Source organism: Microbacterium sp. Soil_N32 (assembly GCF_057655505.1).
Genome location: NZ_JBDGME010000008.1, coordinates 1 through 23982, shown reverse-complemented (window position 1 = coordinate 23982; position 23982 = coordinate 1). Strand labels below are relative to the sequence as shown.

The 23982-nt window shown below is 70.3% G+C and carries 22 protein-coding genes; 8 read left to right on the top strand and 14 right to left on the bottom strand.

The window, feature by feature from the left end:
* Positions 1–99: 99 nt before the first annotated feature.
* Positions 100–903 carry a tryptophan-rich sensory protein gene (locus AC3A3J_RS01005; RefSeq protein WP_487670493.1) on the bottom strand — a complete coding sequence of 268 codons (804 nt, stop codon included), beginning with the start codon at positions 901–903 and terminating at the stop codon, positions 100–102.
* A 206-nt stretch (positions 904–1109) separates the two neighbouring features.
* On the bottom strand, positions 1110–1673 hold the full coding sequence (locus tag AC3A3J_RS01000; RefSeq protein WP_487670492.1) for a TetR/AcrR family transcriptional regulator: 564 nt from the start codon (positions 1671–1673) through the stop codon (positions 1110–1112).
* A 96-nt stretch (positions 1674–1769) separates the two neighbouring features.
* On the opposite strand from AC3A3J_RS01000, the gene AC3A3J_RS00995 reads away from it, so the two are divergent.
* A complete protein-coding gene (locus AC3A3J_RS00995; protein ID WP_487670491.1) occupies positions 1770–2612 on the top strand; it encodes an alpha/beta fold hydrolase in 843 nt (280 codons plus the stop codon).
* Between the two features lie 193 nt (positions 2613–2805).
* On the opposite strand, the gene AC3A3J_RS00990 is transcribed toward AC3A3J_RS00995, so the two are convergent.
* From AC3A3J_RS00990 to AC3A3J_RS00945, 10 genes are all read right to left on the bottom strand, one after another.
* A complete protein-coding gene (locus AC3A3J_RS00990) occupies positions 2806–3759 on the bottom strand; it encodes a siderophore-interacting protein (protein ID WP_487670490.1) in 954 nt (317 codons plus the stop codon).
* The gene (locus tag AC3A3J_RS00985) at positions 3749–4549 is read right to left on the bottom strand and encodes an ABC transporter ATP-binding protein (protein ID WP_487670489.1); all 801 of its coding nucleotides are present in this window, start codon (positions 4547–4549) and stop codon (positions 3749–3751) included. The genes AC3A3J_RS00990 and AC3A3J_RS00985 overlap by 11 nt, the downstream gene beginning before the upstream one ends.
* The gene (locus tag AC3A3J_RS00980; protein WP_487670488.1) at positions 4546–5637 is read right to left on the bottom strand and encodes a FecCD family ABC transporter permease; all 1092 of its coding nucleotides are present in this window, start codon (positions 5635–5637) and stop codon (positions 4546–4548) included. Before AC3A3J_RS00980 ends, AC3A3J_RS00985 begins: the two co-directional genes overlap by 4 nt.
* Entirely contained in the window at positions 5634–6677 is a 1044-nt protein-coding gene (locus AC3A3J_RS00975; RefSeq protein ID WP_487670487.1) for a FecCD family ABC transporter permease, read from the bottom strand. Before AC3A3J_RS00975 ends, AC3A3J_RS00980 begins: the two co-directional genes overlap by 4 nt.
* Positions 6678–6710: 33 nt before the next feature.
* Complete coding sequence (locus AC3A3J_RS00970) at positions 6711–7739, bottom strand: iron-siderophore ABC transporter substrate-binding protein (RefSeq protein ID WP_487670486.1); 1029 nt, start codon at positions 7737–7739, stop codon at positions 6711–6713.
* 326 nt (positions 7740–8065) lie between these two features.
* Entirely contained in the window at positions 8066–8269 is a 204-nt protein-coding gene (locus AC3A3J_RS00965; protein ID WP_412956401.1) for a cold-shock protein, read from the bottom strand.
* 194 nt (positions 8270–8463) lie between these two features.
* Positions 8464–11358, bottom strand: a complete 2895-nt coding sequence (locus AC3A3J_RS00960) for a helix-turn-helix transcriptional regulator (protein ID WP_487670485.1) — start codon at positions 11356–11358, stop codon at positions 8464–8466.
* A gap of 89 nt (positions 11359–11447) precedes the next feature.
* Positions 11448–11678 carry a hypothetical protein gene (locus tag AC3A3J_RS00955; RefSeq protein ID WP_487670484.1) on the bottom strand — a complete coding sequence of 77 codons (231 nt, stop codon included), beginning with the start codon at positions 11676–11678 and terminating at the stop codon, positions 11448–11450.
* A gap of 171 nt (positions 11679–11849) precedes the next feature.
* Positions 11850–12305: an SRPBCC family protein gene (locus tag AC3A3J_RS00950; protein WP_314648952.1), complete on the bottom strand. Its 456-nt coding sequence runs from the start codon at positions 12303–12305 to the stop codon at positions 11850–11852.
* Positions 12306–12409: 104 nt separating this feature from the next.
* Complete coding sequence (locus tag AC3A3J_RS00945; RefSeq protein ID WP_487670483.1) at positions 12410–13465, bottom strand: DUF998 domain-containing protein; 1056 nt, start codon at positions 13463–13465, stop codon at positions 12410–12412.
* A 271-nt stretch (positions 13466–13736) separates the two neighbouring features.
* Here AC3A3J_RS00945 and AC3A3J_RS00940 point away from each other — a divergent pair, with 271 nt between their 5' ends.
* Positions 13737–14771 (top strand): FUSC family protein, encoded by a 1035-nt coding sequence (locus AC3A3J_RS00940; RefSeq protein ID WP_487670482.1) that lies wholly within the window; start codon positions 13737–13739, stop codon positions 14769–14771.
* A 34-nt stretch (positions 14772–14805) separates the two neighbouring features.
* On the opposite strand, the gene putP is transcribed toward AC3A3J_RS00940, so the two are convergent.
* Complete coding sequence (gene putP / locus AC3A3J_RS00935) at positions 14806–16317, bottom strand: sodium/proline symporter PutP (protein ID WP_487670481.1); 1512 nt, start codon at positions 16315–16317, stop codon at positions 14806–14808.
* A 107-nt stretch (positions 16318–16424) separates the two neighbouring features.
* Here putP and deoD point away from each other — a divergent pair, with 107 nt between their 5' ends.
* A complete protein-coding gene (gene deoD, locus AC3A3J_RS00930; RefSeq protein WP_487670480.1) occupies positions 16425–17138 on the top strand; it encodes a purine-nucleoside phosphorylase in 714 nt (237 codons plus the stop codon).
* A 64-nt stretch (positions 17139–17202) separates the two neighbouring features.
* On the top strand, positions 17203–19701 hold the full coding sequence (locus AC3A3J_RS00925; RefSeq protein WP_487670479.1) for a DEAD/DEAH box helicase: 2499 nt from the start codon (positions 17203–17205) through the stop codon (positions 19699–19701).
* A gap of 32 nt (positions 19702–19733) precedes the next feature.
* Here AC3A3J_RS00925 and AC3A3J_RS00920 read toward each other — a convergent pair whose 3' ends face one another.
* Positions 19734–20399 (bottom strand): M15 family metallopeptidase, encoded by a 666-nt coding sequence (locus tag AC3A3J_RS00920; RefSeq protein ID WP_487670478.1) that lies wholly within the window; start codon positions 20397–20399, stop codon positions 19734–19736.
* 87 nt (positions 20400–20486) lie between these two features.
* Between AC3A3J_RS00920 and AC3A3J_RS00915 the strand changes: the two genes are divergently transcribed.
* The 4 genes from AC3A3J_RS00915 to AC3A3J_RS00900 all read left to right on the top strand — a co-directional run bounded on the left by AC3A3J_RS00915 (position 20487) and on the right by AC3A3J_RS00900 (position 23952).
* Positions 20487–21245, top strand: coding sequence for a response regulator transcription factor (locus AC3A3J_RS00915; protein ID WP_487670477.1), 759 nt, complete (start codon positions 20487–20489; stop codon positions 21243–21245).
* The gene (locus tag AC3A3J_RS00910) at positions 21229–22416 is read left to right on the top strand and encodes a sensor histidine kinase (protein WP_487670476.1); all 1188 of its coding nucleotides are present in this window, start codon (positions 21229–21231) and stop codon (positions 22414–22416) included. The genes AC3A3J_RS00915 and AC3A3J_RS00910 overlap by 17 nt, the downstream gene beginning before the upstream one ends.
* Before the next feature lie 202 nt (positions 22417–22618).
* Positions 22619–23158: a hypothetical protein gene (locus AC3A3J_RS00905; protein ID WP_487670475.1), complete on the top strand. Its 540-nt coding sequence runs from the start codon at positions 22619–22621 to the stop codon at positions 23156–23158.
* A complete protein-coding gene (locus AC3A3J_RS00900; protein ID WP_487670474.1) occupies positions 23152–23952 on the top strand; it encodes a hypothetical protein in 801 nt (266 codons plus the stop codon). Before AC3A3J_RS00905 ends, AC3A3J_RS00900 begins: the two co-directional genes overlap by 7 nt.
* Positions 23953–23982: the final 30 nt, after the last annotated feature.

The window sequence follows — 23982 nt, the reverse complement described above, 5'->3', positions numbered from 1 at the left end:
AACGACGCGGCAGCCGGGGCAGGCAGCAGCCGTCGGTCCTGAGTTATGGTCACGCGCCGACCGAGCCCCACGGCGCGCGGCCCGGCGCGGACCGGCGCGTCAGAAGTGCGCGCGGGCCCGCGCGCGTCCGACGGCGACCACCCCGGCGGCCACGAGGAGCACCGCGACGATGATCGCGGCGGTGCCCGTCGGCACGCTCTCCGGGGCATCCGTGAACCGCCCCACGGCGAGCCAGGCCAGCCCCCAGGCGGTTGCGAGCGCCGGGGCGATACGACCGGTGAGCAGGGCGGCGGTGACACCGATCACGAGCACGACGACGAGCACGCCGATCGCCCAGGCATCCGCCGCCTCGGCCCAGCTCGCGGGGGCGATCTGCGTGAGCCACGCCGCCGCGTTCGCGACGGTCGCGATCGTCACCCAGCCGAAGTGCAGGCCGTTGGCGCCGTCGGTAAGGATGCGGTCGGCGAGGTTCTTCGCCGGAAAGCGGCCGAGCAGCACGATCACCCGAGCGAGGGTCGCGAGCAGCAGGGCGATCACGAGCACGGTCAGCCACAGGGTGAGGTAGCGCGCGGTGACCAGCCAGAGTCCGTTGAGCACCATCGAGAGGGCGATCCATCCGCCGACGGCCTGCTGCCGGGCATCCGTCCGTTGCGCGGGCAGTGCCTGCCAGACCGTGTACGCCAGCAGACCGGCGTAGATCAGCGACCAGATCGAGAAGGCGGGGCCGGCGGGTGCGAGGTACGAGCCCTGGGCCGAGAGGGCGCCGTCCTGCAGGTCGTCGACGGATGCTCCGCCGAAGGCGCCGGCACCGACGGCGGCCGCGATCAGCATGAACACGGCGGCGGCGATGATGAGGCTCTGTCGGGCGATGCCCGTCGTCGGGGTCTTCGTCTGCGTCTCCATGCGGGCACGCTACGCGCCGCTTGCGTGCTGGCCCATCCCCTTGACTCTCGCCAGGCTATCCTCTAGCTTGGCTAGCTAATGGACGTGCGCCGCTGAAGCACCACTTCGATCGCGAAACCCCGCTTCGATCGCGGAATCCCACCTCGCGCGTGGTGTCTCGCGACACAGCCGGTGGCTCGCCGCGCGAGCCCCGACGGGCAGATGCCTCAGGCGGCCATCGCCGCATCCACCAGCACCTCGGCAGCCCCCCGCGCCTGCACGGCGGCGGACGAGTCGCCCGAGATCGCGGCGGTGCTCTGCGCACCCTCGGCGAGGATCGACAGCTGTGCGGCCAGCGCACTCGACCCGCCGCTCCGCGCGACGAGATCGGCCATGTACTGCTGGAACGAGGCCTTGTGCGCCCGCACAATCTCGGCCACCTCGGGGCTCGTCCCCCCGAGCTCGCCGAACGCGTTGATGAACGCGCAGCCGCGGAACCCGTCGGAGCAGAACCAGTCCTCGAGGTACCCGTAGACCGCAAGGAGTCGAGCGCGCGCGTCGTCTCCGGCATCCGTCACCGCCGCCTGCAAGCCGCTCTCCCACTCGCGGTGCCGGCGCGCGAGCACCGCGGCGACGATGTCGGTCTTGGCGGGGAACAGTGCGTAGAGCCGACGCAGCGATACGCCGGCGGCCTGCCGCAGCTCATCCATGCCGACGGCGGCGAAGCCCTTGCGGTAGTAGAGCTCCTCCGCGGCGGCGAGGATGCGCTCGCGAGCGTCGTCTTCGGTCATGTCCAGAAGTTTACTTGACATGAGAACGAACGTTCTCTATGTTGGACACATCGAGCGAGAACGATCGTTCTCACCGGAACCGAAAGGATCAGGATCATGGGTTACATCACCGTCGGAAACGAGAACAGCACCCCGATCGAGCTCTACTACGAAGACCAGGGTTCGGGTCAGCCCGTCGTCCTGATCCACGGCTACCCGCTCGACGGCCACAGCTGGGAGCGCCAGACCCGCGAACTGCTCGCGCAGGGCTACCGCGTCATCACCTACGACCGCCGCGGCTTCGGCGGGTCGTCGAAGGTGAACAGCGGCTACGACTACGACACCTTCGCCGCCGACCTGAACACCGTGCTCGAGACCCTCGACCTGCGCGACGTCGTGCTCGTCGGCTTCTCGATGGGCACCGGCGAGCTCGCCCGCTACGTCAGCCGCTACGGCCACGAGCGTGTCGCGAAGCTGGCATTCCTCGCCTCGCTCGAGCCCTTCCTCGTGCAGCGCGACGACAACCCCGAGGGCGTTCCGCAGGACGTGTTCGACGGCATCGCCGCCGCCGCGAAGGGCGACCGCTTCGCGTGGTTCACGCAGTTCTACAACGACTTCTACAACCTCGACGAGAACCTCGGCTCGCGCATCAGCCAGGAGGCCGTCACCGGCAGCTGGAACGTCGCGGTCGGCAGCGCTCCGGTCGCGGCCTACGCCGTCGTCCCGTCGTGGATCGAGGACTTCCGCGCCGACGTCGAGGCCGTGGCCGCCGCCGCGAAGCCCACGCTGATCCTGCACGGCACGAAGGACAACATCCTCCCGATCGATGCCACCGCGCGCCGCTTCCACCAGGCCGTCCCCGCGGCCGAGTACGTCGAGGTCGAAGGCGCCCCGCACGGCCTGCTCTGGACGCACGCCGACGAGGTCAACGCCGCACTGAAGAGCTTCCTCGCCAAGTAAGCCGCACGCGAAGGGCCCGGCGTCGCGCCGGGCCCTTTCCGTGTCGGTGGATCTCGAAACGCAGACGAAGCGGGACGCGCGCGGCGCGTCGGGGCCCGACACCCCGCCGACGCCCGCGATCGTCTCCGTTCTCGCCCGCTCGCGAGCCCACTCGCCGGCCCGCCGGCCCGCTCGCCCGCGAGCGGTCGCCGCGTCAGCCGCGCATTGCGACGCCGCGGCGCCAGTAGCCCATGAAGGCCACCTGCCCGCGGTCGATGCCGAGGTCCTTCACGAGGTGACGCCGCAGCGTGGTCACCACGCCGCTCTCGCCCGCGATCCAGAAGTACCGGTCGGCGGGAGCATCCGCCACGGCGATCTCCTCACCCGAGGCCGAGTACGCCGGCGTCTCCCACAGCAGATCCTCGCCGTCGATGTCCTTCACGCGGATCTCGTCGCCCGCGTCGTCGTCCCCCAGATGGGCGAGCACCGCGGGGATCAGCTCGAACCCGTGCGCCTCGCCCTGGGCGCGCGGCAGCCACCGCACCTCGACCCCCGCGGGGGCGTCGATGGGCAGAGCGTCGGCCGGTTCCGGCACTTCGATGAACGCGCATCCGCGCAGGTCGCGGGGGGCGTCTTCGAGGATGCGGGCGATGGCCGGCGCGGCCGTCTCGTCGCCGACGAGCAGCACCGAGGATGCCCCACCCGGCGCGTACTCGACGCCGCCGAGGCCCACCCGTCCGCGGCGCGGACCGATGAGGAACAGCTCCTGGCCGATCGACGCGGTGCTCGCCCAGCGCGACGCGGGGCCCGAGAGGCCGGGCGCGAGGTGCAGCACGAAGTCGACGTCGACCTCGGTGCCCGCATCCGACACCCGCAGATCGCGCACCGAGTAGGTGCGCATCGAGCCGCGCTCGTCCTCCGGCACGGCGAGGTACGACCCCCACCAGTCGTCGGTGTCGCGGTCGAGCGGCGGCAGGATGCCGGAGGCCGGCGGGAAGATGAGCTTGATGCGCGCGTCGAACACGTTCCCCGGAGTGGCGAACTCGTCGAGCTCGTCGCCGCCGAACGTGACGCGCACGAAGTTCGGCGACACCCGCTCGACGCCCCGCACCTCGGCGCGGGCGAGCACATAGGCCGGCTTCTCGGTGGTCGCGGTGTCAGCGGACATGGTGCCTCCCGATGGGTGTGACCATCGGCTTGCCCGAGACGGGATCGATGGTGATCTGATTGGCGAGGCCGAAGACCTCTTCGACGAGCTCGGCGGTGACGACCTCGGCCGGGGCCCCGATCGCGTGCACGCGCCCCTCCTTCATCGCCACGAGCTCGTCGGCGTAGCGCGCCGCCAGGTTGAGGTCGTGCAGCACCATCACGATGGTGGTGCCGCGGGCGACGCTCAAGTCGGTGAGCAGGTCGAGCACCTCGACCTGGTGGGCGACGTCGAGGAACGTCGTCGGCTCGTCGAGCAGCAGGATGTCGGTCTCCTGCGCGAGGGCCATCGCGATCCACACGCGCTGCCGCTGTCCGCCCGACAGCTCGTCGACACTGCGGTCGGCGAGGTCGGCGATCCCGGTGGCGTCGAGGGCGTCGGCGACGACCTCGTAGTCGTGGGCGCTCCAGCGGGCGAGCGCCTTCTGGTGCGGATGCCGTCCGCGACCGACGAGGTCGGCGACGGCGATGCCCTCGGGCGCGACCGGCGACTGCGGGAGCAGGCCGAGGATGCGGGCGACCTCCTTGGTCGGGCGCGAGTGCACCGACTTCCCGTCGAGGACGATCTGTCCCGCGTTCGGAGAGAGCAGGCGGGCGAGCGACCGGAGCAGCGTCGACTTGCCGCATCCGTTCGCACCGACGATCGTGGTGATCTTGCCGGGAGCGATGGACAGATCGAGGCCGTCGATGATGGTGCGGTCGCCGTACGCGAGGGTGACGCCCTCGGCCGACAGGCTGTGCGAGACGGTCACAGCGATCCTCCCGAGCGGTTGGTGCGGATGAGCAGGTAGATCAGGTACGGGGCGCCGAGCACGCCGGTGACCACGCCGACCGGGTAGCGGGTGCCGAGCAGGAACTGCGCGATGAGGTCGCCGCCGAGCACGAGCGCCGCCCCCACCAGCGCACTCGGGACCAGCAGGTTCGCGCCCGGTCCGGTGAGGCGCGCAGCGATCGGGCCGGCCATGAAGGCCACGAAGGCGACCGGTCCGGCGGCCGCGGTCGCGAACGCCAGCAGCCCGACTGCACCGAGGATGAAGAGCAGTCGCGTGAGCGTGACCCGCACCCCCAGGCCCGACGCCGAATCGTCGCCGAGCTGCAGCGCTCCGAGCGCACGCCCCTGCGAGAGCATCAGCGGCACCAGCACGGCGGCCGCGATCAGCATCGGCAGCACGCGCTCCCAGGAGGCGTTGTTGAGGCTTCCGGTGAGCCACTGCATCGCGACCTGGATGTCCCAGTTGGCCGCGCGCGAGAGCATGTACGAGATGAGGCTCTGCAGCATCGCCGCGATGCCGATGCCGATGAGGATCAGTCGCGTGCCGGCGAAGCCGCCCTTGATCGACAGCAGGTAGATGGCGAGGGCGGTCACGACCGCGCCGCCGAGGGCGAAGAGCGAGACGACCGGCCCGTTGAGAGAGAGCACGACGATGCCGAACACCGCCGCCGCTCCGGCTCCGTTCGAGATGCCGATGATGTCGGGCGAAGCGAGCGGGTTGCGCAGCAGGGTCTGGAACGAGACGCCGGCCATGCCGAAGCCGAGGCCCACCAGGATCGCGAGGATCGCGCGCGGCAGGCGCAGGTCGCCGACCGTGAAGGATGCCCCCGGCACGGTCTCGCCCAGGATCACGCGGACGATCTGGTCGGGGGTGTAGAACGTGTTGCCGAACATGAGGGCCACGGCGAAGAGCGCGAAGACGAGCACCGCGAGGACGATCGTCGCGACGGCGTGCCGGCGGTGACGCGCCCGACGTCCGGCGACGATGCGCGCGACGCGGTGGGCGGCGGTCTCGCCGTCGCGGTCGAGGGTGTGCTCGGCGGACACGGGGTGCTCGGTCGTGCTCACAGCTCACGCACCTTCTGACGACGGACGATCCAGATGAAGAACGGGGCGCCGATGATCGCGGTGATGATGCCGACCTGGATCTCCTCGGACGACGGCGAGATCACCCGGCCGACGATGTCGCTCGCGGTGAGGAGGGCCGCGCCGGCGAGAGCCGAGAACGGCAGCAGCCAGCGGTGGTCGGTGCCCACGAGCATGCGGCACACGTGAGGGATGATCAGGCCGACGAAGCCGATCGGACCCGCGATCGCGGTGGCGGCGCCGGCGAGCACCACCGCGCCGAGGGCCGAGATCATGCGCGTGCGGCCGACGTTCTCGCCGAGACCCTTCGCCATGTCGTCGCCGAGTGCGAGGGAGTTCATGCCGCGCGCGCTGACCAGGCAGATGAGCGCGCCGACCGCGAGCACCGGCGCGGTCAGGGCGATGCGCGACCACTCGGCGCCGCCGACGCCGCCGACCTGCCACGACTGGAAGGTCTGCAGCAGATCGACCCGCGGCAGCATGACCGCGCTGATGAGCGAGGCGAACGCGGCTGATGTCGCCGCGCCGGCGAGAGCGAGCTTGAGCGGGGTCGCCCCGCCGCGCCCGAGCGAGCCGACCGTGTACACGAAGACCGCCGCAGCCGCCGCGCCGACGATCGCGAAGGCCATCTGCCCGACCGGGTCGTGCAGCGCGAAGAACGCGATGCCGAGTACGACGGCGAGCGAGGCGCCGTTCGAGACCCCGAGGATGCCCGGCTCGGCGATCGGGTTGCGCGTGACCGCCTGCATCGTCGCGCCCGAGAGGGCGAGCGCGGCCCCGACCAGCAGCGCCAGCACCGTGCGCGGGATGCGCTTGACGATGGCCGCCTGCTCGATCGTGTCGGTCTGGCCGCCGAGCGCCGCGACGATGTCGTCGAACGACACGGCTCGCACGCCGAACGAGATCGACAGGATGCTGAGCACGACCAGCACCCCGAGCCCCACGAGGAGCCAGGTGATGCGCGCCAGCGCCGGCCGCCGCAGATCTGCGGCGGCCGGCGCGAGGGCTGTCACTGAGGTCACGTGCTGTTCACTCCGCTGATGCGGACGGGCGGATCAGCCGGCGAGCGGCTCGGCGAGGAGCGCGAGGTAGTCGTCGATGCCCCACGAGATCGACAGCGGCGACGGGTTGGCGGACGCCGCGATCGGGGTGGAGTTCGGAAGGATCGCGACGCGGCCCTCGGCGATGGCGGGGATCTTGGAGAGCAGCGGGTCGGCCTGCAGCGTCGCGAGCAGCGAGTCGTCGCCGTACGTGACGAACAGGTCGACGTCGTCGAACTTCGCCGCGTCCTCGGCGCTGACCGTCAGGTCGAACTTGGTGCTGCCGACGCTCTCCTCGACGAGTGCCGGGTAGGGCAGGCCGAGGTTGTCGTGCAGGTAGCCGGGACGCGTGTCGGTCGCGGTGTAGTAGCCGACCTGGCTGAGGTCGGACGGGTCGAGGTAGGCGAAGAGCACCTTCTTGCCCTGGAGTGCAGGGGTGGCCTCGAGCGCGGCCTTGCCTTCGGCGTCGACCTTCTCGATGAGGGCCTGACCCTCCTCCTCGAGGCCGAGCGCCTTCGAGTTCATCTCGATCATGTCGTCGACCGAGGTGCCCCAGGCGACCTCGGGGTAGGCGACGACCGGTGCGATCTTCGAGAGGGTGTCGTACTCCTCCTCGGTCAGGCCGGAGTACGAGGCGAGGATCACGTCGGGCTGCGTGTCGGCGACGGCCTCGTAGTCGATGCCGTCGGTCTCGTCGAAGAGCACCGGGGCCTCGCCGCCGAGCTCGTCGAGCTTCTCCTCGACCCAGGGCAGGATGCCGTTGTCGTCGTCGTCGCCCCAGGTGACCTTGCTCATGCCCACGGGAACGATGCCGAGCGCGAGGGGGACCTCGTGGTTCGCCCAGGCGATGGTGGCGACGCGCTCGGGCTTCTCGGTGATCGTGGTCTCGCCGAACGCGTGCTCGATCGTGACGGGGAACGCGTCGTCGGAGGCGGGGTTGGCGTCGGAGGCGGCGTCGCTCTCGGGTGCGGCGGAGGCGCAGGCCGAGAGGCTCAGCGCGAGGGCCGCGGCGGCGCCGAGGGCGAGGAGACGAGAAGAGCGCACGGATGGTCCCATCTGTTCGGGTGGAGGGCTGCGACGCAGACAGCGTCGGCTTCGGTAAGGCTCACCTAATGTAACCCGAAGTAAGGCAATCCTCAATTCGCCCCCTCCCCCTCCTCCCTCTCTCCCCTTCCCCTCACTCCCTCTCAGCTCCCGTCGCACTTTCTGTCGCATGGCGGGCGGTCAGGCGACAGAAAGTGCGACGGGAGCAGAGGGGGCGGGTGGAAGGGACGGGCCGGTGGGCGGGACGGAAGCAAAGGGAGCGGGTGTGAGGGGATGAAAAAACCGGCCGGCCCCGAAGGGCCGGCCGGCTGTTCGATCACGAAGGATCAGAGGGCGCGGATGTTCGCAGCCTGCATGCCCTTGGGGCCACGCTCGGCGTCGAATTCGACCTTCTGGTTCTCGCGCAGCTCCTTGAAGCCGCTGCCGGTGATCGCCGAGTAGTGGGCGAAGAGGTCGTCCGAGCCGTCATCGGGAGCGATGAAGCCGAAGCCCTTCTCCGAGTTGAACCATTTCACAGTGCCGGTGGCCATGTGTTTCTTCTTTCTGTTGAGCTGGCCGCATGTACGCGACCGGGGCGCTGCACCGAATCGTCCGGCGAGCACGAATAGGGGCGTCGATCGACGCGAGTGGACTGCCCTCGATGCAGATTGCACGTCGGGATCCCCAGAGCGGGGCTGAGGTCACGGTATCACGCCCAGCCGACAGACCGACCGGGAGTGCCCGGTCACCCGGCGATCGCGACGAGACCGCGCCGTCGTGCCGCTGCGGCGGCCTCGGTGCGCGTGCTGACTCCGAGTTTGCGCAGCACCGCCGACACGTGCACGCTCACCGTCTTGACGCTGATGAACAGCCGCTCTCCGATCTGCCGGTTGCTCAGCCCCTCGACGACGAGGTCGAGCACTTGCTGCTCGCGCGCGGTGAGCGCGACGACGTCGCCGCCCGGGCGGGCGGGCGCGGACGCTGCCGATGCTGTGTCGCGGATGCCGGCCGCCGCGGCGAACGCGGACACGGCTTCGCGCAGCCGGGCATGCCCGAGCGCGTCGGCGAGGCGTCGCGCCTCGGCGAGCACCGGCGCGGCCTCGGCGCGGTCGCCGGCGTGAACGAGCAGCCGTGCGTGCTCGAGCCGCACGACCACCCGGAAGGTGACGGGCACGTTCTCGCCGTCGGCCGCCGAGGTCGCCTGCCGCAGCGACGCGACACTCGGATTCAGGAGGGCGTGGAGGATGACCGACCACGCGTCGTCCTCCTCACGCAGCTGCGGCGGCTGCGCCGCCCAGACCGCCTCGACCCGCCGTGCGACGGCGCTCGTGTCGTCGCCGCGGGCCCGCAGCTCGGCGATGATCGCGCCGGCTTGCAGCAGCAGACGCCGCTGGTGCAGCAGCACGGGACCGGGGTCGTCGAGCATCCCGACGATCTCGGCGAGCGCCCCCGCCGGGTCGTCGGCACTCTCGGCGACCGCGACGGACATCGTGATGCGGTCGTACCAGATCTGCCGCTCGGTTTCGCCCGTCTCGCGGAATGCCGGGGCCCACTCGCGGAGCATGTCGGTGGCCTCGTCGGCACGCCCCTGCCAGGCGAGCGCCCGCACCCTGGTCATGCTCGAGTACATGCGGAAGACCCGCAGCGCCCCCTGACGGTGGTCACGCGACATCATCTCGTCGACTCGCGCGATCTCGCCGCGCTCGAACAGCGCGACCGACATGTTCTGCATCATGATCGACCCCGAACTGCGCCCCACGCCCAGCGAGCGGGCGCGTTCGAGACCCTGCTCGGCGATGCGGATGGCCTCGTCGTAGCGGCCGAGCAGCGTGAGCGCGTCGGAGTAGTTGACGCGGTAGCGCAGCTCAGCGTTCGAGCTGCGGGCCAGCTCCCGGGCCCGGTCGAACTCGGCGATGCCCCGTTCGAGATCTCCGAGGTGCGAGTACGAGACACCGCGCACGTTCGCCGCGATCGACAGCTGATCGGGATCACCGGCCCGCTGGGCCGCACGGTGTGCCTCGTCGGCGGTGCGGAGGGCGTCGTGCAGGCGACCGGCCACCATGTACCGACTTGCGAGCTGGTTGAGCACAACGGCACGCAGCGCATCGTCGTCGACCCCGTCATCGACGATTTCGAGCGCCTGCTCGGTGAGAGGTATCGCCCCCGGGCGGCCGAGGTTGGCGAGGTACTGCGCCTTGTCGCGAAGCAGCCGGGCGTGCAGCCGCGGCGGCACGGAGTCGGGTTCGATCTCGGCGAGCGCCGCACCGACGACTGCGAGTGCCCGCTCACCGTCACCCGCGTTGCGCAGCACCGAGCCGAGGAGTTGCAGCAGGTCGACGTGAGGAATGCCTGCGGCCTCGTCGGCATCGGACACGTGCGGCCACAGCGACAGCGCGAGCTCGCCGAACCGCGCGGCCGTGGCGAAGGCGAAGCGAGCCTTCGCGTCGCGCATCGCATCGATCGCGGCGATGAGTGCGCGTCGCTCGTCCTGCGCGAGCTGCCAGTGATGGGCGAGCGACGCCGTGTCGATCAGCTCGGCGCCGTCGCGCCGCGCCTCGAGCGCCTCGGCGTACGTACGGTGCAACCGCGCACGCTCGCCCGGCAGCAGGTCGTCGTGCACGGCCTCGCGCAGCAGCGCGTGGCGGAAGCGATACAGGTCGTTCTCGACCACGAGGATGCCGCTGCGCGCAGCCTCCCTTATCGCGGCGTCGAGCCGCATCTCGGGGAGGGCAGCGAGGTCGGCGAGCAGCGAATGCGCGAGCGGGCGCTCGGCCCCCGACGCGACCTGTACGACATGGCGCGCGTCGTCGCCCAATCGGTCGAAGCGCGTGAGCAGCACGTCGCGCAGCCCGTCGGGCAGGGGTCCGGTCGAGCAGTCGGCGAGCTCCTCGACGAAGAACGGCACGCCCTCGGCCCGCGTCTGCATACGTGCGAGCGCGCTGTCGGAGAGGGGTTCGCCGGTGAGCTGCTCGGCGAGCTCGCGCACCGCCTCGACGTCGAGCCGGTCGAGGGTGACGCGCTCGAGGAGGCGCGCCCGGGTGGCCTCGACGAGGAAGCGGCTTACCGCATCACCCCGACGGACGTCATCGCTGCGGCAGCTGAGCAGCAGCAGGATGCGCCCTCGAGCCAGGGTTCGCAGCAGGAACGACAGCAGGGCCAGGGTCGACTCGTCGGCCCAGTGGAGGTCTTCGATCACCAGGACCTGGGGCCCCGTCTCGGCCGCCGTCTCGACCAGCGTGGCGATGGCATCGCGCAGCCGGTCGGGACTCGACAGCGAGCGATCGACCGGCCCGTCGGCGAGTTCGGGCAGCAGCATGGCGAGCGCCTCGACCCCGATCCCCACGCTCGCGCGCACCCGGTCGACGCCGAGGGACGCGACGATCGACCGGAGGATCGCGGTCAGCGGTCCGTACGCCGTGCGCGCCGGCCCCAGGTCGAGGCACCACCCCACGTGCACGTCGGCCCGCCCGGCCACACCCGCCGCGAACTCGCGGAGCAACCGCGACTTGCCGATGCCCGCCTCGCCGTCGACGAGAACCCCCACCGCCGCACCGTCCGCCGCGCCGTCGAACAACCGGCGCACGAACGCCAGCTCGGCGTCGCGCCCGACCATCGGGGTGTTCGCGGCGAAGGAGGACATGCTCTCATCGTGCCAGGTGCCGCCGACGTCGGAGGCGCGTTCCACAGCCCGGGGCGCGGTGCCGGGCGACCGCAGCGCGACGATCGGATTCACCGTGCCGCGACCGGCTCGCGCGAGTGCTGCACGGCCACCGCCGCCCCCGCGGCCGGTACGCGGCGAGCGCGCCGGATGCGCTGCAGCATCCGCCCCCATACTCCGGGGGCCGCAGGAACGATGCGATCCGCGTTGTCGTGCAGGAAGCGCCGACGCTCGGCCATCCGATCGAGCTGCGCGCGCTCCAGCTCGGCGACGACCTGCGTGGCGTGAAGGGTCTCGTACATGACATCTCCTCTGTCTGTACGACCTACCCAACGCTCTGAGGCCCCGCCCCGGCATCCGACGGATTCCCTATCTTCCGCCCCGCACCCGCCTTATACGCGAGCCACCCCCTCCGGCATGAGCGGGAGGGGGTGGCTCGAACAGCTGAGGACGGCCCGCGACGGGCCGAGGGGTCAGGCCTCGACGTCGCCGCGCCAGGCACCGGTCTCGGCGCCGCGGCTCTCGATGAACTCCTTGAAGTTCTTCAGGTCCTTCTTGACCGCGTGCGACCCGGCACCCACTAGGGAGCCGACCTTCTCGAGCATGCCTTCGGGCTCCCAGTCGATCTGCACCGTCACACGGGTCTCGATGTCGGAGAGCTTGTGGAACGTGACGACACCGGCGTGCTCGGTGTCTCCGCCGATGCTGTTCCAGGCGACACGCTCGTCGGGGTGCTGCTCGGTGATCTCGGCGTCGAACTCGCGCTCGACTCCGCCGACCTTCACCTTCCAGCGGTTGTGGGTGTCGTCGATCTGCGTGATCGACTCGACCTCGTCGAGGAACTGCGGGAAGCTCTCGAACTGCGTCCACTGGTTGTAAGCCGTGTTAACGGGGACGTCCACGTCGATGGTTTCGATGATCTGCGCCATGGTGTTCTCCTCCTTGTAGGTCGGATACCCATTCGAACCCGGGGACCCGATCCGTGCGAAGGGGTTGACACCGGCGGTCCGAGCGCGGATGCTCGCGCCCTCGGTCATCCGTGTAGGAGATGCGCGCGCCGCGACGCCCGCGGCACGTCGGGCGAGAGGATCGCGAGCACGCGCACGAGCGTCGTCATCCACAGCAGTCCGAGCCCCACGGCCATCGCCTCCAGTGCGGTCATCGTGATGAGTCCGAACACGGCGAACAGCACGAACGCGACGGCCACGAGCGCGCCGACCCCGATCGTGGTGATGGTGAGGGCGCGCGGTGCGCCCGGAACGATCACCGCGGTCATGGTCATCGACGCCGCGAACAGCAGCAGCGTGACCGGCGCCACGATGTTGTGCGCCTCGGGGAACCGGTGCAGCGGCAGCAGCCCGACCCCGGCGAGGCCGAAGCCCGTGACGATCCACAGCCCGGACGTGATCGCGATGCGCCCCAGCGCGGGATCGCCGAGCACGCGGTGCAGGTCGCGGCCGATGTAGGCGCCGACCGTGCCGACCAGCACCCCCGCCACGATCAGCGTTCCGTTGAAGGCCCACGCGTCGTCGCCGATGCCGAGCTGCGAGAAGTTGATCTCCCACCAGCGCGGATCGGCCGCCGTGACCATGGCGAACAGCGTGCCGATCACCAGGTAGCCGAACAGGATGCTCGACAGGTCGGCGGTGCGCAGGCCGATGCCCGCCGCGAACGCGAACCGACCGCCGACCGCGGCCGCGAAGCCGGTGACGAGAGCACCGCCGACGGTGGTGAGCTCGAGCCCCTGGAGTCCGATGGCGAGCACCTGCATGCCCAGCAGCACTCCCAAGCCGGTGACCCCGACGAAGGCGACCGTGAGCGCGATCGACGAGACATCGGTGACGACCTTCTGCCAGCGGGGCATCGGGCGCGTCTCGCCGCGGCGGTGGCGGAGCGTGCTGACCACGAAGGCGCCGCCCGCGATCACCCCGGCGATCGTCGCCGCGGGCAGGGCGAGCGCGCCGGTTCCGATGAGCGGACGGGGAGCCGGTCCGAGCACGGCGAGCGCTGCGACCGCGCCCAGGAGGAAGCAGACGACCGTCGTCCAGACGGCGACCGTCTCCCCGCGGAGACGGTCGCTCTGATCCATGAGTACATCGAATCACGACTGTGTTACGCCGGTGTACCGCGATTTCCGTCGATTCCGACCCCACGGGCTCGCGGAGGGCGAGGAGGGGACCTCGCGCCGCACATCAGCACGATCTCGCGCGCCCGTCTGCGGATGCGTGCGGGATCCTGCAGAGCTGCGAGACGCGCGCGCGACCGGGGCACTCGGGGCACTCCGCATCCGAGGCGAACCGACGGAAGCGGCAGAGCGCAAGGGGCGGGAACACGAGCATCCGCCCGGCTACCGTGGAGGGATGCGCATACCCGCCGCGATCCGCGTCGCCCAGCGCTCGCCGCTGCTCCAGGTCGTGAAGTCGGCCGCCGCGACGATCGCGGCATGGCTGGTCGCGGGGTGGGTGTTCCCCTCGCAGCTTCCGGTCTTCGCCGCGATCGCCGCGCTCCTCGTCGTGCAGCCCAGCGTGAACCAGTCGCTGTCGAAGGCCCTGGAACGCAGCATCGGCGTGATCGCCGGCGTGATCATCGCCGTCGGTCTCGGACTGCTGCTCGGTTCTCCGAGCTGGATCGTGCTGCTCGCGATCGTCGTCGCGATGCTGGTCGCCTGGGTCTTCCGCGCCTCCCCCGGCACCGGCAATCAGGTCGCCATCTCAGCCATGCTCGTGCTGGCCCTCGGCTCGTCGAGTCCCGAATACGCGCTGGCCCGCATCGTCGAGACGCTGATCGGCGTCGTCATCGGCATCGTCGTGAACGCCCTCATCGTGCCACCCGTCCTCGTCGGACCCGCGCGGCGTCAGCTCGGCCTGCTCGGTGCCGAGCTCGCGGCGAGCCTCGACCGGTTGGCCGACGCCCTGCCCCGGCCGCAGGAACCGGCCCGGCTGCAGGAGCTGATGCTCGAAGCGCGGCTGCTCCGGCCGATGAAGGATGCCGCCGATGCCGCGATCGCCGCGGGCGAGGAGTCGCTCACCCTCAACCCGCGCCGATCGACCCATCGCGCCGATCTGCGTGAAATGCGGGCCCTGATGGAGCGCCTGTCGCCGATCGTCACGCAGGTGATCGGCATGACGCGGGCGTACGCCGACCACTACGACGATTCGATCGGCGAAGAACCGGCGGTCATCGCGATCGCCGAGCAGCTGCGGCGAGCCGGTCATGACGTGCGCCTCGCGGTGCAGATCGCCGACGTCGCGCCCGAACCCGATGCACTGACCTCGGCGATCCCGGCGCTGACGTCGCCCCTCGTGATCCGCCCGCCGTCGTCGCAGCACTGGATCCTCATCGGTTCGCTCATGGAGGACCTCCGCCGCATCCGCGGCGAGCTCGTCGAGGAGTGAGCCCACGGCGCTGTCACCGCCGTGGGCCCGTGGGTCACGGAGTCTCGGTCACCGTCCGCGGCCGCGGGACCGCGATCATCTCCGATGCGGCGACGAACTCCTCGTCGATCTCGGCGTTCGGGCGGTGCGTCGCCAGGCTGACCACGACTGCGGCGACGAACGCGAACACGAAGGCCGGGAGCAGCTCGTAGAGGTCGGTACCGAGCGCCTTCCACAGGAACACGGTGGCCGCACCCACGAACATCCCGGCGAGCGCACCCCAATTGGTGAGGCGGCGCCAGAACAGACTCAGCAGGATGACGGGGCCGAACGCCGCGCCAAACCCCGCCCACGCGAACGAGACCAGGCCGAGGATCGTGTCGTTCGGCGTGATGGCGAGCAGCGCGGCGATGACCGCCACGACGAGCACGGCGCCGCGTCCGAGCAGCACCAGTCGGGCGCTCGACGGGGGCGTCTTGCGGAACACGCGGTAGAGGTCCTCCACGAGTGCCGACGACGTGACGATCAGCTGGCTCGAGATGGTGCTCATGATCGCCGCCAGCACCGCCGCGAGCACGAGGCCCGCGACGAACGGATGCAGCAGCGTCTGCGACATGAGCAGCACCACCGTCTCGGGGTTGCTCAGATCGATGCCCCGCTGCGCGATGAACGCGATGCCGACGAGGCCCGAGAACACGGCGCCGGCGAGCGACACGACCATCCACGAGATGCCGATGCGGCGGGCGCTCTTCGCCTCTTGCGGACTGCGCAGCGCCATGAATCGCACGATGATGTGCGGCTGCCCGAAGTACCCGAGACCCCAGGCGAGGGCCGACACGATCGCCAGGACCGTGCCGCCGGTCAGCGCCGTGCCGCCGAGGAGCGAGAGGTGGTCGGGCGCGACCTCCGCGATCAGCGACCCGGTCTCGCCGAGGCCGCCCACCGCCACGACCGCGGCGACCGGCACCACGATCAGCGCGATCACCATCATCAGGCCCTGCGCGACATCGGTGAGCGACGCCCCCAGGAAGCCGCCGAACAGCGTGTACGCGAGCGTCACTCCGGTGACGAGCAGCATGCCGGTGAGGTAGTCGCCGTCGAAGGAACTCTCGAAGAACACCCCGCCGGCGACCATGCCCGACGAGATGTAGAGGGTGAAGAAGACGAGGATGACCACGCCCGACAGGATGCGCAGCAGGCGCGTGCCGTCGCGCAGCCGGTTCTCGAAGAAGCTGGGCACGGTGATCGAGTTGCGCGACACCTCGGTGTAAGCGCGCAGACGCGGGGCGACGAGCAGCCAGTTGAGGTATGCGCCGATGGTCAGGCCGATGGCGATCCAGGCCTCGATGAGTCCCGAGACGTAGATCGCGCCGGGCAGGCCCATCACCAGCCATCCGGACATGTCCGATGCTCCAGCGCTGAGCGCGGCGACCCACGGCGGCAGGTTGCGTCCGCCCAGCACGTAGTCCTCGTGGTCCGAGGTGCGGCGGAAGGCGATCCAGCCGATGAGGAGCATGCCGGCGAAGTACAGCGCGAGCGCGGCGAAGGTGAAGATCTGGTCGGACATGGTCGTTCCTTTCGTACGGCGTCGTTGCCGCAGCAGCGCTCCGATGATGTCAAACCCCGTGCAGCATCGCCACTTCTCCGCGAAGCGCGTGTCGGTACATTGGCATGGTGAGCACGCACATCGCGGCCGAGCCCGGCCAGATCGCCCCCATCGTCCTCTTCCCCGGCGACCCGCTGCGGGCGAAGTGGATCGCCGAGACCTTCCTCGACGACGCGGAGCTCTACAGCGAGACCCGCGGAATGCTGGGCTACACCGGCACGTGGAACGGCCACCGGGTGTCGGTGCAGGGGTCGGGCATGGGGCAGCCATCGATGGCGATCTACGCCCACGAGCTGTTCGCCGAGTACGACGTGCAGACCATCGTGCGCGTCGGGTCGTGCGGCGCCCTGACCGAGAAGCTGAAGGTGCGCGACATCGTCATCGCGAACGCCGCCAGCACCGATTCGGGCATCAACCGCGTGCGGTTCCACGGCCTCGACTACGCCCCGGTCGCCGACTTCGCTCTGCTGCGCGCGGCGGTCGAGGCGTCCGAGACCGAGCAGCTCGACTCGACCGTGCACGTCGGGCAGCTGTTCTCGAGTGACCAGTTCTACAGCACGCGGCCCGAGCTCACGCAGGCCTTCGTGCAGCACGGCATCCTGGGCGTCGAGATGGAGGCCGCCGGCCTGTACACGCTCGCCGCGTTCCACGGCCGCCGCGCTCTTGCGATCTGCACCGTGAGCGACCACATCGTCACGGGCGAGGAGACGACCGCCCAGGAGCGCGAGCAGACCTTCGGCGACATGATCCGCATCGCGCTGCGCGCCGCCACCGCGGTCTGATCACCCGGCTGCCGTACCTCCACGGCGACGCGACCCCGCACCGGGGTGGGATGATCGAAGCACCATGGCATCGCTCCTCGACCCGACCACCCTGCCCGACGGATCCGATGCGGATGCCGTCTACACGGCGTTCGTCGAATGGGCGGAGTCCACAGGTCTGACGCTGTACCCGGCGCAGGACGAGGCCCTGATCGAGATCGTCTCGGGCAACAATCTGATCCTGTCGACCCCGACCGGCACGGGGAAGTCTCTGGTCGCCGTCGGTGCGCACTTCGCCGCACTGCTCGCCGGTCGACGCAGCTACTACACCGCGCCGATCAAGGCGCTCGTGAGCGAGAAGTTCTTCGCGCTCGTCGACGTCTTCGGCGCCGAGAACGTGGGCATGGTCACCGGCGATTCGGCGGTGAACGCCGATGCGCCGATCATCTGCTGCACGGCCGAGATCCTGGCGAACCTGTCGCTGCGCCAGGGGTCGGATGCCGAGGTCGGCCAGGTCGTCATGGACGAGTTCCACTTCTACGGCGACCCCGATCGCGGGTGGGCGTGGCAGGTGCCGCTGCTCGAACTGCCGCAGGCCCAGTTCGTGCTCATGTCGGCGACTCTCGGCGACGTGACCGACCTCGCCGCCGACCTCACCCGCCGCACCGGCCGCGACACCGCGACCGTGACCGGGGTCGAGCGCCCGGTGCCGCTGCACTTCTTCTACGAGCAGACGCCGATCCACGAGACGATCGACGACCTGCTCAACACCGGCCAGGCGCCGATCTACGTCGTGCACTTCTCGCAGGCTGCCGCGATGGAGCGGGCTCAGGCGCTGTCGAGCACGAAGGTGGCGACGCGGGAACAGCGCGACGCGATCGCCGACCTCATCGGGGCGTTCCGATTCACGACCGCGTTCGGCAAGACCCTCTCCCGGTTCCTACGGGCGGGGATCGGCGTGCACCACGCCGGCATGCTGCCGAAGTACCGTCGGCTCGTCGAGCAGCTCGCGCAGCGCGGTCTGCTGCGGGTGATCTGCGGCACCGACACGCTCGGCGTGGGCATCAACGTTCCCATCCGCACCGTGCTGCTCACGGCTCTCACCAAGTTCGACGGCACGCGGATGCGTCAGCTGAACGCCCGCGAATTCCATCAGATCGCCGGGCGAGCGGGTCGCGCCGGCTACGACACCGCGGGAACCGTCGTCGCCCAGGCTCCGGAGCACGAGACCGAGAACCTCGCAGCGATCCGCAAAGCGGGCGACGACCCGAAGAAGAAGCGCAAGATCATCCGCAAGAAGGCCCCGGACGGATTCGTGTCGTGGGGCGAGCCGTCGTTCCGCAAGCTGATCGACGCCGAGCCCGAAAAGCTCACCTCGCACATGCAGATCACGAGCGCGATGATGCTGAACGTAATCGGCCGCGGCGGCGACGCGTTCGCGAATATGCGCTCGCTCGTATACGACAATCACGAGCCCCGCTCCCGGCAACGGGAACTCGCGCTCCGGGCCATCGGCATCTTCCGCACGCTGCTCGAATCCGGGGTGGTCGAGCAGACCGACGACGGCATCCGTCTCACGGTCGACCTGCAGCCCAACTTCGCCCTCAACCAGCCGCTGTCGCCGTTCGCCCTGGCCGCATTCGAGCTGCTCGACCCCGACCAGCCCTCGTTCGCGCTCGACATGATCTCGGTGGTCGAGTCGACGCTCGACGACCCGCGCGCAGTGCTGAGCCAGCAGGAGTTCCTCGCTCGGGGCGAAGCGGTCGCGGCGATGAAGTCCGAGGGCATCGAGTACGACGAGCGCATGGAACTGCTCGAACAGGTCACCTATCCGCGGCCGCTCGACGAGCTGCTGGGCGCCGCGTTCGAGACCTTCAGCGCGGCGCAGCCCTGGATCCGCGACTTCGAGCTACACCCGAAATCGGTGGTGCGCGACATGTACGAGCGCGCCATGTCGTTCGGGGAATACGTCGCGTACTACAAGATCGCCCGCTCGGAGGGCGTGGTGCTCCGCTACCTCTCCGATGCCTACCGAGCGGCTTCCCAGACCATCCCCGAAGACCTGAAGTCGGAGGACCTGCGCGACCTCATCGAGTGGCTCGGCGAACTCGTGCGCCAGGTCGACTCGAGCCTGCTCGACGAGTGGGAGGAACTGCGCGCCGGGGTCGACAACGGCCGGGTCGACGGCGTCGACGACGTGGTGCCGCCGGCGCCGAAGCGGCTCACGAGCAACGTGCGCGCGTTCCGCATCCTCGTGCGCAACGAGATGTTCCGCCGCGTGCAGCTGGCCGCGCGCGAAGACGTCGAGACCCTCGCCGACCTCGACCCCGCGTTCGGGGCGGATGCCTGGAACACCGCGCTCGACGGCTACTTCGCCGACCACGACGAGATCCTCACGGGGCCCGACGCCCGCAGCTCGGCATTGCTGATGATCACCGAGGGCGCGGACTCGTGGACCGTCCGCCAGATCCTCGACGACCCCGCCGGCGACCACGACTGGGGCATCTCGGCGACCGTCGACCTCGCGGCATCCGATGAGGCGGGCACCGCCGTCGTCGAGGTCACGGCGGTCGACCGGCTGTAGCCCGGCGTCACGCGGACGCGCACCCGCCGCGCTCAGCCCTGCAGACGCGGGTCCTCGGACGGGTTGCTGTATTTCTCGGGGCACCCGTCGGCGACGGCATCCGGCCGCAGCTCGAAGTGCCACGTTTCGTTGCCATAGGTCTGGCAGAGACCGTAGTCGGCGCCGTGCTGGGTGAGCCAGTCGATGGCGGGGAGCGGGCCGAGGTCGACCGCGTCGCCCGACACGTGCAGCGACGTCTCGGGGGTGGCGACCCATCGCGCGGCCTCTTCGATCGAGCCGTAGGTCGCCACCGCTTCGTCGAGCAGATGCTGCTGCAGCGCGGCCGACCGCCATCCGCTGTTGACGACGATCGAGACGCCGGAGGCGGCGGCATCGGATGCCGCGCGCTGCAGCGCCTCGAGCAGAGCAGGGTCGAGGTTGCCCACCGCGACGCGATCGGTGTCGAAGGGGGTGGGCTGGTCGCCGTCGCGGATGACGCCGTCGGCCTCGGTCGGCGCGGCGACCGAGCCGGATCCGGTCGTCGAAGGGTGTGCGCCCGAGCCCGCCGCGCCGGTGTCGGAGGTGGCGGGGAAGATGTCGGTGGCGGCCGCGAGCGACTGCTGTAGAGCGAACCCGCAGAGCGCGAGAACGATCAGAACGCTCGCGCCCCAGACGAGTCGACGGGCGCGGGAAGAGAGGGGGGAGGTGGTGCGGTGCATGCATCCACTGCACCGCGCGCGGCGTTGCCCGGGCGTATGCGGTTTCGCATACGTTCGCGATATGCGTCGCTGCGTAGGATCGCTGCCATGCGTGTACTGATCGTCGAGGACGAGCCCTATCTCGCCGAAGCCGTGCGCGACGGGCTCCGGCTCGAAGCGATCGCCGCCGACATCGCCCGCGACGGGCACGTGGCCCTCGAGATGCTCGACATCAACCAGTACGACGTCGCCGTGCTCGACCGCGACATCCCCGGTCCATCGGGCGACGACATCGCCCGCGCGATCGTCGCGTCGGGCAGCGGCATCCCGATCATCATGCTCACGGCGGCCGACCGCCTCGACGACAAGGCGTCGGGGTTCGAGCTCGGCGCCGACGACTACCTCACCAAGCCGTTCGAGCTGCGCGAACTGGTGCTGCGGCTGCGTGCCCTCGCCCGCCGCAGAGAGCGTGCGCGGCCGCCCGTTCTCGAGGTCGCGGGACTGCGGCTCGACCCGTTCCGGCGAGAGGTCTACCGTGACGGGCACTACATCGCCCTGACGCGCAAGCAGTTCGCGGTGCTCGAAGTGCTCGTCGACGCCGAGGGCGGGGTGGTGAGCGCCGAGGAGCTCCTCGAACGCGCCTGGGACGAGAACGCCGACCCCTTCACCAACGCGGTGAGGATCACCGTGTCGTCGCTGCGCAAGCGGCTGGGTGAGCCGTGGGCGATCACGACGGTGCCGGGGGTCGGATATCGGATCGACGTCGGAGGGCCTGCTGACGGGCGGGCGCCGGCAGGGACGGATGCGCGGAGTGGCGCGGGAGTCAGGGCCGGGGCGGATGTCGGAGCGGATGCTCTCGGTGGATAGGCGCCGAGGCCTGAGCGCACGTCTCAAGCTCGCGCTCAGCTACGCGGCGGTGGTCGCGGGGACCGGAGCGGTGCTGCTGACCGTGGTCGGGTTGTTCCTGCTGCGCTACGTGCCCGACGTGCAGATCGTCGCCGACGTGCGGGTTCCGAACCGCGGCGATCTGCTCCGCGCCTTCGCGCCCGTCGCGACATGGGCGATGATCGGCCTCCTCGTGCTGGGACTCGCCGGCGGATGGCTGCTCGCCGGACGGATGCTGTCGCCCCTGTCGCGCATCGGCGCCGCCGCGCAACTCGCCGCCCGGGGTTCGTTGTCGCACCGGGTGGCGCTGCCGGGTGCGCGCGACGAGTTCCGCGACCTCGCCGACGTGTTCGACGGGATGCTCGCCCAACTCGAAGCGCACGTCGACGAGCAACGGCGGTTCGCCGCGAACGCCTCGCACGAGCTGCGCACACCGCTGGCGATCTCGCAGGCTCTGCTCGAGGTGGCCCGCAACGACCCCGACCGCGATACCGACGCCCTCATCGCACGGCTGTACGAGGTGAACGCGCGGGCGATCGAGCTGACCGAGGCGCTGCTGCTGCTGAGCCGCGCCGAGCGCCGCGCCTTCACGCGCGAGGACGTCGACCTGTCGCTGGCGGCGGAGGAGGCCGTCGAGACCTTGCTGCCCCTGGCCGATCGCCGCGCGGTGGCGGTCGAGGTCGGCGAGACCGTCGCGCATCCGAGCGGGGCAGCCGCCGGACCGAGTGGGGCGAACCGCGGTGCGGACGCGGTGGGCGAGGGTGCCGTATTGCCGTCGAACAGTGGCGTCGCGCAGACCGGTGTGCGCGGGTCGGCGGCGCTGTTGCAACAGTTGATCGCAAACCTGGTGCACAACGGGATCGTGCACAATCTGGCTTCCGGCGGCCGCGTCGCGGTGCGGGTGCACGAGTATCCCGAGAATGTCGCTCTCGTGGTGGAGAACACCGGGTCGACCGTTCCGTCCGAGCGGCTGGCGAGCCTCATCGAGCCGTTCCAGCGCGGGGCCGACCGCACGCGCAGCGACGATCATGCCGGCGCCGGCCTGGGGCTGGCGATCGCCGAGCGGATCACCCAGGCGCATGACGGCTCGCTCGTGCTCACCCCGCGCCCCGACGGCGGGCTGATCGTCACCGTCTGGCTCCCCCGCGCCTGACCCGATTCGAGTTCGGGGGCCGATTCCGCCGCGGCCATCTGCAGGTACGACGGCCATGTGCAGGCGTGCACGCGCCGAGATCGCCTGCATTTGCCGACGCCGCCTGCCGTTCGCACGAGGCCGTCCGAGGGACCATCGGGGGGTGACCCTGCCCTGTGGATAACTCCGGCGGATGCGCTCGGATTCGAGCTACCGTGTGCCCGTGATCCCGCCCTCCCCCCGCCGCACACTGCTCTTCTCCGTCGCGCTCATCACGCTCACGGCTCTCATGACGACAGGCGGATGCTCCGCTTCCCCAGAACCGAAACCCACACCCACCTCGCTTTTCGCGTCGGAGGAAGCGGCGTTCGCCGCCGCGGAGGAGGTGTACCGGGAGTACAACGAAGCGGTCAACGCGGAGCGACGGGGAGAATCGGATGCCGATCCGCGTGACTACTTGACCGGGCTTGCACTCGAAGGGGACACGGATGCGCGGAACGAGCTCCGTGACCGCGGTCTGACGATCGACGGCGACGGCCTCGTGGCTTCCTTCGTCGAGGAGAAAGTGGTTCTCGCACCGAGTCCGCGGGTCATCGCAATCGCGTGCCTGGATGTCTCGGGCACACGCGTGCTGGACCAGACCGGACAGGACGTCACTCCTACCGATCGAGCGGCACACGTAGCTTTGCGCATCACCCTTCTGGCGCACAGCGACACATGGGCAATATCCGAGTCGACTGCAGCGGTGGATGCGACATGTTGACGCGCGCTGCCGCCCTCGTGATGGGACTCGTTCTGGTGGGCAGCCCCGCCGCACCAGCATCCGCGGGGTGTGACTCCAATCTTGCCTCGGCGAATCTGTGCGGCTCGAACGACGGCTCGTCCGTCACCATCACCGGCGACCAGAAAGGCCCGAAGTCCCCGGGCGGCCCCGCGACACCCGGCGGTACGTCGAATCCGTCGCGACCCGCAGAACCCGAAGACACTCGCCCGATCTGCACGAACGTCATCCGCGAGGACTGCCGCAAGGGCCTCATCCGCATCGACGCCGTGCCCGCACCGGCATCCGGCGCCCCCGAGGTCACGATCTCCGACCTCGCGAGCTTTGCCCCCGCGCCCCCGACCACTCTGGCCGAGCCTTCGAGCCTCGGGGTGGCGGGGCGTCCGGCGAACTTCGTCGCCACGGCATCTGCGCACACCCGGGAGGGCACGATTCTCGGAGCGCCCGTGACGGTCCGCTTCACGCCCTCGGCGTATACCTTCGACTACGGCGACGGCACTTCCGCCACCCGCTCCCGCGGCGGTGCGACGTGGTCCGCTCTCGGTCAGGCGGCGTTCACCCCCACGGACACCAGCCACGTCTACGAGCGCCGCGGGGAGTACATCACCACCGTCACCGTCCACTACACCGCCGATGTCGATCTCGGCACCGGGTGGTTCCCCCTCGACGGCACCCTTCCCGTCACCAGCCCACCCCACGCCATCCGCATCTACGAGGCCCACACCGCCCTCGTCGACCACACCTGCACCGAAGACCCCGACGCTCCCGGCTGCTGATCCCCGCCCAACCTCCCTCCACCCCGCCCC